The sequence below is a fragment of the Nocardia sp. CA-151230 genome (genome assembly GCF_050942175.1).
Taxonomy (GTDB): domain Bacteria; phylum Actinomycetota; class Actinomycetes; order Mycobacteriales; family Mycobacteriaceae; genus Nocardia.
Map to the genome: position 1 here is coordinate 8,385,722 of NZ_CP192061.1, position 12,339 is coordinate 8,398,060.

Consider the following 12,339-nt stretch of genomic DNA (forward strand, 5'->3'; position numbering starts at 1 on the left):
AGGTCATCACATCCGGAAGACGCCGTAGGAGACGGGCTCGAGCGGGGCCTGCGCGCAGACCGAGAGGGCCAGGCCGACAACGGTTCTGGTGTCGGCGGGGTCGATGACGCCATCGTCCCAGAGGCGGGCCGTGGAGTAATACGGGTTGCCCTGGTGTTCGTACTGCTCCCGGATCGGGGCCTTGAACGCCTCGAGGTCCGCCTCGGACTGGTCACCGCGCACGGTGGCCAGCACGGAGGCCGCCTGCTCGCCGCCCATGACCGAGATGCGCGCATTGGGCCACATCCACAGGAAGCGCGGCGAATACGCGCGCCCGCACATGGAGTAGTTGCCCGCGCCGTAGGAGCCGCCGATCACCACGGTCAGCTTGGGCACGCGGGCACACGCCACCGCGGTCACCATCTTGGCGCCGTGCTTGGCGATGCCGCCCGCCTCGTAGTCGCGCCCGACCATGAAGCCGGTGATGTTCTGCAGGAACAGCAGCGGGATCTTGCGCTTGTCGCACAGTTCGATGAAATGCGCGCCCTTCATCGCGGATTCGCTGAACAGCACGCCATTGTTGGCGACGATGCCGACCGGGTGGCCGTGGATGCGGGCGAAGCCGGTGACCAGCGTCTTGCCGTATTCGGCCTTGAACTCCTGGAATTCGCCGCCGTCGACCATGCGGGTGATGACCTCGCGGACGTCGTACGGGGTGCGCAGGTCCACCGGGACCACGTCGTACAGCTCATCCTGCGGCGCAATGGGATCCACGGTCGGCGCGACATCCCACGGGGTCGGGGTCTTCGGGCCGAGGGTGGCCACGATATTGCGCACGATGCGCAGCGCGTCCTGATCGCTCTCGGCCAGATGGTCGGTGACACCCGAGGTGCGCGAGTGCAGGTCGCCCCCGCCCAGCTCTTCGGCAGTGACCACCTCACCGGTGGCCGCCTTCACCAGCGGCGGGCCGCCCAGGAAGATGGTGCCCTGATTGCGCACGATGACGGTCTCGTCACTCATGGCGGGCACGTACGCGCCACCGGCGGTGCAGGAGCCGAGCACCGCGGAGATCTGCGCGATGCCCTTGGCGCTCATGTTCGCCTGGTTGTAGAAGATGCGGCCGAAGTGCTCGCGATCGGGGAACACCTCGTCCTGGCGGGGCAGGTAGGCACCGCCGGAGTCGACCAGATAGATGCACGGCAGGTTGTTCTGCAGCGCCACCTCCTGAGCGCGCAGGTGCTTCTTGACCGTCATCGGATAGTAGGTGCCGCCCTTGACCGTCGCGTCATTGGCGATGATCACGCACTCACGCCCGGAGACGCGGCCGATGCCGCCGATGACACCCGCGCCGGGTGACTCGTCGTCGTACATGCCGTTGGCCGCCAGCGGCGACAGCTCCAGGAACGGGCTGCCGGTGTCCAGCAGCTGGTCCACCCGCTGGCGCGGCAGCAGCTTGCCGCGCGCCAGGTGCCGTTCCCGGGCCCGTTCCGGTCCGCCCAGCGCGCTGACGGCCAGCCGCTCTCGCAGCTCGTCGACCAGCGCCAGATGCGCGGCCCGGTTCCCGGTCCGCGTGCCTTCGGTCAGCGTCATTCGCTCCGCCTCCCCGTTCGGCCGATCCGGCCGCTCGGTTAGTCACCAATAACTGGAAAATAAGATAATCTTCACTAACTGAGTTGTCCAGCACCGGCGAGAGGGAGCCACGGTGAACACTGCGGAAACCGTCACGCTCACCCGTCGTGAGCAGCTCAAAGCCCAGCGTAGGCAGCAGCTGCTGGAGGCGGGGGCGCGGCTCATCGCCGATCGCGGATTCCTGGGCATGCGGCTCGACGACCTGGGTGCGGCGGCCGGGATCAGCGGGCCCGCGGTGTATCGGCACTTCCCCAACAAGGAGGCGCTGCTGGTCGAGCTGCTGGTCGGCATCAGTCAGCGCTTGCTCGACGGCGGCCGGACCGTGGCCGAGCAGGCGGTGTCGCCACACGAGGCGCTGAGCGGGCTGGTGGATTTCCACCTCGACTTCGCCCTCGGCGAGCCCGAACTCATCCGGATCCAGGATCGCGACCTGGAGAACCTGCCGGAGTCCGCGCGCCGCCAGGTGCGGCGCACCCAGCGGCAGTACGTGGAGGTCTGGGTGGCGGTGCTGCGTGAACTGCGGCCCGAGCTACCCGAGCAGGCGGCGCGCGTACAGGCGCACGCGACCTTCGGCCTGATCAACTCCACGCCGCACAGCGCGCCGGCCAGCGCGACCCGTGCACGGCCGGTGCTGCGGCGCATGGCGCTCGCTGCCCTGGAGTGAGGCCGGCACCGGGTCGAAATTTGCGCTGAGCTGAATTCCGCTGGCGCGGTAGTGATGTGGCGCAGGCGACCACGCCGCGGCGCGGGGCACACGCGGCGGCGGGCCGAATCTCCCTGAGCGCGGTCAGGGACAGCGGCGCGGGCGGATGCGAATCTGCCCGCGCCACCGGGTTTCTCAGTGCTTCGAACCGGTGATCCGGGTCTGGGCCGCGGCCAGGCGCGCGGCGAATTCCGGGGATTCCAAGGAGGCCAGCTGCGGCACCACCTCGGTATTCACCGCCTCGGCGTGTGCGGCCAGGGCGCGGGTGGCGCGCATGGTGCGCTTGGTGGTGATGAGCAGCTCGCGCGGGACTTCCGCCGTGGCGGAAGCGAATTCGACGGCGGCGGCCACCAGGGCGGCATGATCGCCGTCGACGACACGGTGCACCAGACCGGCCTGCGCGGCGGCCTGCGCGTCGAGCACCTCGCCGAACAGCGTCATGGCCGTGGCCTGCTGCGGACCGACCGCGCGCTGCAGCATCCAGGTCATGCCGCCGCCCGGGTGGATGCCCAGGCGCAGGAAGCGAGCGTCGAAGCGCGCCTTGGGATTCGCGAACCGCATGTCCGCGGCCAGGGCCAGGTTCAGGCCCGCGCCGACCGCCGCGCCGCCGACCGCCGCCACGGTGGGCAGCTTGCAGCGCGCCACCGCCAGGAAGCCCTCGTAGATGGCCCGCAGGCCCTCCTCTTTCGCCTCACCCAGGGCGGTCAGGTTCGCGCCCGCACAGAAGGCCGGGGGCGTGCCGGTGACCACCAGCGCGTGTACCGAGTCGTCGGCCTCCGCGTCCGCCACCGCGTCCGCGAGATCGGCGGACAGGTCCAGCGTCAACGCATTCCGCTTGTCGGGGTCGTGCACCGTTACGAGCGCCACTGAGTTCAGGCGCTCCACCTTGATCTCCGCCATGGCCCCAGATGGTAACCCGCGTCACCGCCCGCCCAACTCGCGCTCCGCGGTTCGCAGCACCATGACGAAGCCGCCGCGCACCACCGGCAGGAAGATCCGCGTCCACAGCGGCGCGAGCACGGGCGCGGCGATCTCGAAGGTGGACGACCAGCGCACCCGGGTGCCGGACGCGACCGGCGCGCAGGTGATGGATCCCTCCTGATGCCGCAGGGGCGGAACGGAATTCAGCAGTCGGTAACGCATGAGGCGGGGCGGATCGTATTCCACGATCTCCTCGGTGAGACGCAGCAGCGGGGTCACCACCAGGCGCACCGCGCCGGCGCCGTTGCCCGCGGTATCGCCGGGACGCACCAGGGTGACGCGGCGGACCATCGGGACCCGTTGGTAATTGGCGACATCGGTGAGCCAGTCGAAGACGTCGGGCGGCGCTGCCGCGATGGTGCGTTCGACATCGACCGTGCGCATGCCGGCTCCGTTCTGATGGACGCGGATCCTGTGGGCAGCCTACGAGATCGGCGGCGCGGCGTCGACGGAAATGCCTGGTGACTACCATTGCGAATATGACCGTCGAGGAGCAGCCGCAGCGCGTGATCCGCCGCCGCCCGAAGAACCGGCGCGCCCAGATCGCCGCCACCTCGGCCGCCGCCTTCGGCTCGCTCGGCTATCACGGCGTCAGCATGGAGGACATCGCCACGCGACTCGGCATTTCCTCGGCCGCTCTTTATCGCCACTATCCGAGCAAATACGCCCTCTTCCGCGAGGAGTTGCTGCGGCTGGCGCGGCTGACCGCGGAGGCCGCCACCCCGCCCGACGAGTCCGAGGGCCTGTCCCCGCGCGAACGGCTGGACCGGGTGCTGGACCGGTTGATCGCCGAGACCATCGCCAATCGCGCCACGGTCACCCTGGTGCGCTGGGAGCGCCGCTACCTCGACGACACCGACCGGCAGACCCTCGAGGAGCAGTTCACCGCGGCGCTCACCACGCTGCGCGCGCTCATCGCGGATGTGCGGCCCGAACTGGACGGGCACAGTCGCGCGGTACGGGCGGTGTCGATACTCAGCGTCATCTCCAGCATTGGCGACCATCACGCCACGCTGCCCGCGAAATCGCTGACGGCCCTGCTACATTCGGCCTGCGACGCCATTATCGCGACCGAGCTGCCGCCCGAGGGCACCGTCGCCGAGCCGCCGCGGGCGGTGGAGATTCCGCAGAGCTTCAAGCACGAGCTGCTGCTCAAGAAGGCCGTCGAGCTGTTCCACGCGCGCGGCTATCCGAACGTCAGCGTGGAGGACATCGCGGCGGCGGCGGATCTGTCGGCGGCCTCGGCGGTGTACCGCTACTACCGCAGCAAGGGCGATCTGCTGGCCGCCGCGTTCCGCCGGGCGGCGGATCGGGTGTCGGGGGCGATCGGGCCGGCCGTGGCGTCCTCGTCGAGTCCGGCCGAGGCGATGAGCAAGCTGGTGGACCTTTATGTCGCGGGGTCGTTCGCCGAGCGCGAGCTGACCTTCGTGTACTACGCCGAATTCGGGCACGTCGCGGCGGAGGAGCGCACCATGCTGCGCAATGTGCAGCGGCTCATCGTGACCGAGTGGGTGCGACTGCTGGTGGCGGTGCGCCCGGAACTGTCCGAGGGCGAGGCGCGCATCCTGGTGCAGGCCGCCTTCGGTCTGGTGGTGGACCTGGGCCGGGAATTCGGCGGGTATCCGGCGATCTGCCCGCAGCCCAGGGTGGTCCGGCTCATGGAGGTCACCCTCTTCGGAGCCGGCACGCCGGAGTCCTGAGGGCTAACCGGTCAGGGTCTTCAGCGGGGTGAACGGCGCGTAATCGCACACGTGCCCTTTGTCCCAGTCCCACAGCGAGATCGGATCGACGGCGACGCCGCTCTGCAGGATGAGCCGCCAGCCGGCGTCCTCCCGCTGCCAGATGTCGCCGTCGCGGTCCCAGTAGAGGCCGATGGTGTTCGGTTCGACCGTGTCACTCCGACTCATGGTCTTCCTCTCATAGCTACCCGTCAGCGATTGCGTGACTCCGGGCGGCCGGCCTCCGGCGCGCATGATCGCGGCCGGCACGGCCTCGTAGTCCTCGCTCCTGCTCATTACGGTCACCATTGGCAATCCCGGTGTAGCGGTCATGCCGAAAAGCATTCGCCGCCACGCTTCCGAGACTCTTTCGTGGTGATTAGGGCTTCTCTTCTGAGCAAATATATTTGCCAAACATTCGCCGATGGTTGAAGCTGCACGCGCGAGTCGAATTCACTCACCGGTTTCCGCCGTTTGCGGCCGCGGCGCGGCGGAATAATTGCCGTCCTATGGTCGAACCGATTCACGTACTCGGCCCGATCCAACTCAGCATAGAAGACCACGCGGTGGGCGAGACCTCGCGGACCGAGCCCCACCACGCCGCCGGGTCCTACCGGACAGGACACCTCACGGGCGCCCCATCCGGTTCTGCCGGGGCAGGATCAGGAACGTCGTCGATCGTTGATGCGGGAGACCCACGCGGCCGGTAGATCGTCGGAAAGGACCGGTGCGCCGAGAATTTCATCGTCGAGGCCGAACGCGTCCAGCAGCGTCGGTAGGTTGTCGGCCAGGTTGTCGATGGCGAGGCGGAGCTGCTGCTTGATCGTCTTCACCGCGTCGATGTCGAGCAGGCCGCGGGTGAGGTACCACGTGGCGTGCTGATCGAGGTAGCTCAGTGCGAAAACGTCACGCACGGCGATGATCTCGGGATGATCGGAATACTGGTGGAGCAGCTGCAGTGCCTCTTCGGCGCTGTATGCCTCGGCCAGCTCGAGCGCCTCCGGAATGATCGCCAGCCGGGCTTCGAGCCCCGGTGTCGTCAGATAGTGCTGCGCCTCCTCCACGATCGTCAGGGTGCGTGCGCTGAACAGGCTCATGCGGTCGCCGGAATCTGCGCCGTCGTGCACGCGGACCTCGGGGACCGGCTTCCCGGCCAGGTGCTTGGCCAGGACGCGACCGGCCACGGAGCCGAGCACGTGGCAGTCGCCCTCGCCGGTGATGGCCGCGTGACAGACACCGAGATAGTCGGCGACCCGGTTGGCGCTGAACATGCCCTGGGCGGCCATCTTGAGGCGGCTGTTGGTCACGGTCTGCAAGGCGTGCGGCTGGATGTAGTGCTTGGCCAGCATCACCGAGACGACGGTGTCACGACTGGTGAGATCGCTGCCCGCGAGCGATGTCTTGATCGCGTTCCCGTAGGTCGTGCGGGCGACGGTGCCGGCCAGATCGGTCAGCAGGGTGTCGCGCACGTGCGGGATATCGGCCATGAGCGGACTGTCGAACGGTGTCAACGGCACCACCCGCTTGGAGGCGTAGCGCAGCGCGATGTAGAGCGCGGCGCGGGCGGAGGCGTTCAGGCAGGACGAGAGCGCCAAGCGTCCCACGGTGAGCTGGCTGATCGCCGAGGCGAATGCCCGCTTCTGGCTGGTCTCGTCGCGCCAGGTCAGCACGCCGTCGTCGTCGATGGTGGCCAGGTCGTTGCTCAGCCAGGCGCTGCGCTCGACCCGGAGATTGTCGAAGCCGATCACCGAGTTGTCCATGATGACCAGCGGCTGGTGGTCGAGCTGGGTGATCGTCACGCCGGGCGCCGGTTCGCCGTCGGCGCCGCGCAGGCGCGCCGTGAACAGATGCACGCCCTGATCGACGCCCGCCGAGTCGATGTAGCGGGCGCCGACGACGCAGACCCGGGACACCGGGATACCGACGCTGGGCATGAACTTGCGCGCCCGCGGGTTCGGGGTGTTGATCACGAACCCGTCGCCGTCCCAGGTCGCGCGGGTCTGCATGAACTGGATGTTGGAGCCGCACCCGTACTCGGTCAGCAGCATGACGCCGATGGCGGAGGCGTCGTCCAGATCCTCCAGATACGGTGCGGCCGAATCGGAATCGGTCAGGGTGGCGAGGCTGCCCGAGGCCAGGTTGTAGTGGCCCGAGATCAGCGGAATCAGGTCCGTCGCCAGCACTGCCGCCCAGTCGAAGACCGCGAACAGCTGCGGGAGGCTGGTAGCGACATCGCTGGTGCTACCGATCTCCTGGACCAGGTATCGCAACTGGTCGTAGGCGTTCTGCCGGCGCTCCGCCTGGCTCTGCTGCTCCGTGACGAAGTAGTCCGGGTTGCTGAGCACCTTCTGCAGATGCTGGTCGAATGCCAGGTCACCGTGCCGAAGCAGCTCGGCCAGCGATGTCCCTTCCTTGCGCCCGTGCGTATCCATAACGGCCTCCTACTCATTCACGATCCCAGCGGCGATTCGTCCACCGCCGGGCATGCGAGACGATCGCTGCCGAACTTCGATGCACCGGGGGCCACCGTTGACGCACGCTCATGCGGACACCGCGGGGACCGGAAGAAAGGAGCCGGGCGATCACCTGTCAAAAGCTCGTCGCACCACACACCTTCACGTGAGGTTCCCGCGGGGACGGTCTCCCGATCTGGTCCTGTCGCCGGGGTGGTAGGTGTGTTCGTACCGGTTGGGCAGCAGCGCATACACGCTGATGAGCCGACGTCGCGGCCGCGTCGAACTGCGGCAACACCGTTGCCGCAGAACTACCTTCGACCGACTGTGTCATGAATTGTATTGTTACACAAATCGTGTCGCGGCTCACGGTGAACAATCACAGACCACCGGCGGCCACAGGGGTCCGAGGCGCCGGAAGCTACACCTACGCAGCGGGAAACGGCCTGGTCGGCGGGAACACCACGGGCAACTCGGTCAGCGCCCGGTGGAACGGGCCGGGCCGCCACACGAGATCGTCTGCGGCGACCGCCAATTGGATTTCGGGGAGGAAGTCCAGGAGCTGATCGATGACCTCCTGCGCGAGCAGACGCCCGTACGACTGGGCGTGCACGGGGCAGGCGTGATCGCCGGAGCTGAACGCCAGGTTCCATGCGTTGCCGAGGGATTCGCCCGGGTTCAACTCCGGATCGGTGTTGCAGGCGGCCATGCTGATGATGACGGGCTGATCGGCCGGCAGCCACACGTTCTCGATCAGGGTGGGCTGCCGCGGGTAGGTGATGCAGTAGTTCGCCATGGGCGGGTCGGTGGCGAGCCGCTCGCCGATGGCGGTGCTCGTCGGCAGCGGAATCCCTTGTACGGCACTGGTGAAGCGGTTGTCGGTCATCATCAGCAACAGGGTGTTGGCGATGAGATTCAGGGGCGGTTCGACACCTGCCGCGAACAGCAGGACCAGCTGATGCACCATCTCCTCGTCGGACAGCCCGGCGGGATGCTGGACCAGTCTGGTGGTGACGTCGTCGCCGGGCTGAGCCCGCTTCAGCAGCGTGAGGTCGAGCAATGCCTCGCCCATGCTCGCGTTCACGGTCTCCGTATCCACGCCGTCGAACATCGCGGCACTGGCGGCCGCGACGCGCTCACCGATGTCCGGTGGACAGCCGAGTGACTGGCAGAAGACCGAGAAGACCAGTGGGAGGGCGTACTGGCTCAGCACGTCGGCCCGTCCGTCCGCACAGAACGTGTTGACCACGGGAATCGCGGTGCGCTCCACCATGGATCGCACCGAGTTCAGGTCGATCCCGGCCAGTGCGTCGGTCAGCGCCTTGCGGTAGCGAGTGTGCACCGGGCCGCTGGTGCGAATCGCGTTGGGCCGGTACTCGACCATCGGCATGATCGGGATATCGGCGGGCACGGACCGCTGCCAGGCACTCGGATCAGACGGAAAATGAGTGGAGTCGTTGAGAATACGCACCGCGGTCGCGTATTTGACGACCAGGGTCGCGGGTACTCCCGGCCAGATCTCGACCGGAACCAGCGCGCCATAGTCGCTGCGCATCCGACGGTAGTACCCGTGGGGATCGGCGGCGAATTCCGGGCTGTAGATCGGGATTCGCGGACCCATGTCCTCGACCGGCGACTTCGAGCTGGCGGTAGCACCCTGTTGCGTGTGCTGCGGATACACGTAGTCTCCTTGGAATCGGTTGCGGCAGAATAGTACCCAAGGCACGGTCGGCCCCCAAGGGCCCGCAGGTCCGAAACTGCCGGTTAACGAGGTTTCGGGCGGGTAAACAAATCGGGCCGGAAGGCGTTGTGTCCATGAGAATTATCGCGAAGATCGCCGCTGTCGTCGCGGGGGCGGCGGTGCTGTCGATGGGAACGGCGCAGGCTGCGCCGGATACCGGGTCCGGAAGCCGGACGCTCTCGGCCGGGGACACCATCGAGCCGGCCATCGATTGCGCGCCGACGGCCGCACACCCGGATCCGGTGGTGGTGCTGCCGGGCGGGGACGGCAGTCCGGAACAGACCGCCGCGCAATGGGACACCATGGTCGGGGCGCTGCGCGGGGCCGGGTACTGCACCCTGGTGTTCCAGGGCGGGATCGTGAACGACAAGCGGTGGAACGGCGACATGCCCGGCGAGGCGCGGCAAATCGCGGACTTCATCGCGAAGGTTCGCCAGGCCACCGGGTCCGACCGGGTCGAGATCGTGGCGCACTCGGCGGGGACCATCGTGTCGAACTACTACCTGAAGCTGCTCGGCGGAGCGCCGACGGTGAGCCACGCGGTCTTCATCACACCGGAGGCGCGCGGGTGCGATGGGGCGGGCGTCCTCGGCCTGAAGAATCCACCGATCACCCCGGTGCAGCTGCTGACCTCGGTGCCGTGGCTGCAGTCGCTGCTGGCCGCGAGTTCGCCCGATATGGCCACCGCCATGCAGATGATGCCGGACTCACCCGTGTACCGCGCGCTGTTCGACACCGCGGTCACCCAGCCGGGCGTCACCTACTCGGTGATCGCGACGCGCAACGATCAACTCGCCACCCCCGCCCCCGCCTGCTCGACCCTCGACGAGCCGGGTGTGGTGAACGCGGTGTACGAGGATCTCTTCCCGGGCGCGGAGCCGGTGGACCACTCGCTGATCCGATCCAGCTCCGAGACCGCGGGCTGGGTCCTGCAACAGCTGCAACGCTGACCCTCCGCCCGGCGCTGCCCGGGCGGGCCGGTCAGAACATGGCGCCGTTGGCGCGGACGGTCTGGCCGGAGACCCAGCCGGCCTCGGCGGAGAGCAGCCAGCCGACCACGGGGGCGATGTCGGCAGGATGGCCGAGGCGCTTGCGGGGGCTGTGCAGGGCCGCTGCGGCAATGGATTCAAGGGTTTCGGCGCCGCGGTAGAAGTCGTCGTCGACGGGGCCGGGGGCCACGGCGTTGACGGTGATGCCGCGATCGCCGAGCTCCTTCGCAGCGGCCACCACCATGCGCTCGACAGCGGCCTTGGAGCCGGAGTACAGGCCGTAGGGGCCGGTCATGACAGCGGTGAGGGTGGTGGAGAGGACCACATAGCGGCCGTCGTCGGCCAGGTGCCGGGTCGCGGCGCGCAGGGTGTTGAAGGCGCTGCGGGTGTTGCGGTCGATCAGGTGGTCGAAGTCGTCGTCGGTGAATTCGGCCAGCGGCTTCTTGATGACCGCACCTGGGGTGTGGACCACGATGTCCAGCTTGCCGTGGCGGGCAACGACATCGGCGAAGAGCGCGTCCACCTCTGCGGAGACGGTCGCGTCGGAGCGAATGACCTCCGCAGTCGCGCCCAACTCCTCGAGCGCGGCCAGCGTCGCCTTCGCCGCGCCCCCGTCACCAAGGTAGGTGATGATCGTGATCGCCCCGCGCGCAGCCACATTCGACGCGAACGCGGCCCCCTGATTGCGGCTCCCGCCGATGATCAGCGCGACCTTCCCTGCGAGATCCTGTGCCACAGAGGCCATCGCGAGCTCCTTACTTTGTGCGTACTCGATTCCGAGTGTCGCGTTCACCCCTGGCAGTTCGCTGGCAGTCCTGCGGCGGCAGCGAAGCCGTGGACCAGGGCCGCTACGGCGAACTCGAAACGGGTGTGGTCGTCGGTGCCCGCGCCGGTGCGGGCCGCCTGCAGGATCAGCGGGAATTCCTCCGGATCGAGGGTTTTCAGGTAATCGACCGATCCGGGATCGCCCGTTTCGTTGACGGGGGCGGTACGGGCTTCGGAATTGGCATGGGCCACCACGAACAGGGTGAGCGCGTTCAGGGCGTCGAGGGCGGGGCCGAGGTCGAAACCGGCCTCCACCAACAGTTTCAGGCCGCGTTCGGCGGTGTGCAGGGTCTTCGGGGTCACCGCGGGCCGGGTCGCGACCAGCGGCAGCGCGCCGGGATGCGCGAGCAGCGCGGTCCGTAGGGCGCGGGCGTAGTCGACGAGGACCGATTGCCAAGGGCCGTCGGTGAATCCGGCGTCGGCCTCGGACATGACGCGCTCGACCATGCCGTCGAGCAGGGCGTCCTTGTTCGGGACGTAGTGGTACAGGGTCATGGCTTCCACGCCGAGTTCGGCGCCGAGCTTGCGCATGGACAGCGCGGCCAGGCCGTCCCGATCGGCGAAGGCGAGCGCCGCGTCGAGCACCTGATCGCGGGAAATGCCTGCTCGTTCGGCTCGGGTGCGCTTGGCGGCCATCGGGTTTCCTTCCGGTGTTGACAACTCTTACGTCGTAAGTGAATCATAGTCCACAGCAACGAACTCTTACGACGTAAGAGTCATCGGAAAGGGGAAACACATGACCACCACTACCGTCGCCGACAACAAGACCGTCATCACCGCGTTCATAGACGCGCTCAACCACGGCCTCGAGGGTGGGACCGAGTGGGTCCGTTACCTGTCCCCGCAGGTGATCGACCACAACAAGGTGATCTTCGGGGAGGAGGACGCACCGGGCGCCGCCATCGAGGGCTTCCGTCAGCAGCTCGCGGCCTTCAGTGCGATCGACGAGCAGGAGAGCGGAATCCTGGTGCAGGAGTTGATCGGTGAGGACGATCGGATCGTGGCGCGGCTGCGGGTGATCGGCCGCCACACCGGCGCGCACGCCCGGATGCCGGAGCCGACCGGACGTACCTGCGACGTCGAGCAGATCTGGATCTTCACCCTGACCGACTCGCGCATCAGCGAGATCCGCGCGGTCAGCGACCGGCTGGGCATGTTTCTTCAGCTGGGCTGGGACTGGCCGGCCGTCGACTGAGCACCGACGGCCGGACGTCGCGGGCCCGGGGCCGCCAGGACCGGAATGTCCTGGCGGCCTTCACACCTGGCCGACCGCTACGCAGTAGTCGTGGTCTGCGGCGGGAAGGTGTACGAGGAGCCGGTG

12 protein-coding genes are annotated in these 12,339 nt (G+C 68.0%); 4 read left to right on the top strand and 8 right to left on the bottom strand.

The window, feature by feature from the left end:
* Nucleotides 1–6: 6 nt before the first annotated feature.
* A complete protein-coding gene (locus ACQP1O_RS39290) occupies nt 7–1,569 on the bottom strand; it encodes a carboxyl transferase domain-containing protein (RefSeq protein WP_433563358.1) in 1,563 nt (520 codons plus the stop codon).
* Nucleotides 1,570–1,681: 112 nt separating this feature from the next.
* Between ACQP1O_RS39290 and ACQP1O_RS39295 the strand changes: the two genes are divergently transcribed.
* The gene (locus tag ACQP1O_RS39295) at nt 1,682–2,272 is read left to right on the top strand and encodes an SACE_7040 family transcriptional regulator (RefSeq protein WP_433563359.1); all 591 of its coding nucleotides are present in this window, start codon (nt 1,682–1,684) and stop codon (nt 2,270–2,272) included.
* 174 nt (nt 2,273–2,446) lie between these two features.
* Here ACQP1O_RS39295 and ACQP1O_RS39300 read toward each other — a convergent pair whose 3' ends face one another.
* On the bottom strand, nt 2,447–3,211 hold the full coding sequence (locus tag ACQP1O_RS39300) for an enoyl-CoA hydratase (RefSeq protein WP_433563360.1): 765 nt from the start codon (nt 3,209–3,211) through the stop codon (nt 2,447–2,449).
* 21 nt (nt 3,212–3,232) lie between these two features.
* Nucleotides 3,233–3,676: an SRPBCC family protein gene (locus ACQP1O_RS39305; RefSeq protein WP_354836440.1), complete on the bottom strand. Its 444-nt coding sequence runs from the start codon at nt 3,674–3,676 to the stop codon at nt 3,233–3,235.
* Between the two features lie 95 nt (nt 3,677–3,771).
* Between ACQP1O_RS39305 and ACQP1O_RS39310 the strand changes: the two genes are divergently transcribed.
* A complete protein-coding gene (locus tag ACQP1O_RS39310; RefSeq protein ID WP_433567943.1) occupies nt 3,772–4,992 on the top strand; it encodes a TetR/AcrR family transcriptional regulator in 1,221 nt (406 codons plus the stop codon).
* A gap of 3 nt (nt 4,993–4,995) precedes the next feature.
* Here ACQP1O_RS39310 and ACQP1O_RS39315 read toward each other — a convergent pair whose 3' ends face one another.
* From ACQP1O_RS39315 to ACQP1O_RS39325, 3 genes are all read right to left on the bottom strand, one after another.
* Nucleotides 4,996–5,307, bottom strand: coding sequence for a hypothetical protein (locus tag ACQP1O_RS39315; protein WP_433563361.1), 312 nt, complete (start codon nt 5,305–5,307; stop codon nt 4,996–4,998).
* 365 nt (nt 5,308–5,672) lie between these two features.
* Entirely contained in the window at nt 5,673–7,442 is a 1,770-nt protein-coding gene (locus ACQP1O_RS39320) for a hypothetical protein (RefSeq protein ID WP_433563362.1), read from the bottom strand.
* A gap of 448 nt (nt 7,443–7,890) precedes the next feature.
* On the bottom strand, nt 7,891–9,144 hold the full coding sequence (locus ACQP1O_RS39325; RefSeq protein ID WP_433563363.1) for a cytochrome P450: 1,254 nt from the start codon (nt 9,142–9,144) through the stop codon (nt 7,891–7,893).
* 134 nt (nt 9,145–9,278) lie between these two features.
* On the opposite strand from ACQP1O_RS39325, the gene ACQP1O_RS39330 reads away from it, so the two are divergent.
* Entirely contained in the window at nt 9,279–10,154 is an 876-nt protein-coding gene (locus ACQP1O_RS39330; protein ID WP_433563364.1) for an esterase/lipase family protein, read from the top strand.
* A gap of 31 nt (nt 10,155–10,185) precedes the next feature.
* Here the strand turns inward: ACQP1O_RS39330 and ACQP1O_RS39335 are convergent, their stop codons facing one another.
* Nucleotides 10,186–10,938 (bottom strand): SDR family oxidoreductase, encoded by a 753-nt coding sequence (locus ACQP1O_RS39335; protein ID WP_433563365.1) that lies wholly within the window; start codon nt 10,936–10,938, stop codon nt 10,186–10,188.
* A gap of 44 nt (nt 10,939–10,982) precedes the next feature.
* Nucleotides 10,983–11,654 (bottom strand): TetR/AcrR family transcriptional regulator C-terminal domain-containing protein, encoded by a 672-nt coding sequence (locus ACQP1O_RS39340; RefSeq protein ID WP_433563366.1) that lies wholly within the window; start codon nt 11,652–11,654, stop codon nt 10,983–10,985.
* Between the two features lie 100 nt (nt 11,655–11,754).
* On the opposite strand from ACQP1O_RS39340, the gene ACQP1O_RS39345 reads away from it, so the two are divergent.
* The gene (locus ACQP1O_RS39345) at nt 11,755–12,213 is read left to right on the top strand and encodes an ester cyclase (RefSeq protein ID WP_433563367.1); all 459 of its coding nucleotides are present in this window, start codon (nt 11,755–11,757) and stop codon (nt 12,211–12,213) included.
* Nucleotides 12,214–12,339: the final 126 nt, after the last annotated feature.

Excerpts from the sequence above, each read along its gene's own strand:
- ACQP1O_RS39305 (WP_354836440.1), bottom strand. The coding sequence starts at position 3,676 with ATGCGCACGGTCGATGTCGAACGCACCATCGCGGCAGCGCCGCCCGAC.
- ACQP1O_RS39320 (WP_433563362.1), bottom strand. The coding sequence starts at position 7,442 with ATGGATACGCACGGGCGCAAGGAAGGGACATCGCTGGCCGAGCTGCTT.
- ACQP1O_RS39335 (WP_433563365.1), bottom strand. The coding sequence starts at position 10,938 with ATGGCCTCTGTGGCACAGGATCTCGCAGGGAAGGTCGCGCTGATCATC.
- ACQP1O_RS39300 (WP_433563360.1), bottom strand. The coding sequence starts at position 3,211 with ATGGCGGAGATCAAGGTGGAGCGCCTGAACTCAGTGGCGCTCGTAACG.
- ACQP1O_RS39345 (WP_433563367.1), top strand. The coding sequence starts at position 11,755 with ATGACCACCACTACCGTCGCCGACAACAAGACCGTCATCACCGCGTTC.
- ACQP1O_RS39315 (WP_433563361.1), bottom strand. The coding sequence starts at position 5,307 with ATGAGCAGGAGCGAGGACTACGAGGCCGTGCCGGCCGCGATCATGCGC.
- ACQP1O_RS39340 (WP_433563366.1), bottom strand. The coding sequence starts at position 11,654 with ATGGCCGCCAAGCGCACCCGAGCCGAACGAGCAGGCATTTCCCGCGAT.
- ACQP1O_RS39330 (WP_433563364.1), top strand. The coding sequence starts at position 9,279 with ATGAGAATTATCGCGAAGATCGCCGCTGTCGTCGCGGGGGCGGCGGTG.
- ACQP1O_RS39290 (WP_433563358.1), bottom strand. The coding sequence starts at position 1,569 with ATGACGCTGACCGAAGGCACGCGGACCGGGAACCGGGCCGCGCATCTG.
- ACQP1O_RS39310 (WP_433567943.1), top strand. The coding sequence starts at position 3,772 with ATGACCGTCGAGGAGCAGCCGCAGCGCGTGATCCGCCGCCGCCCGAAG.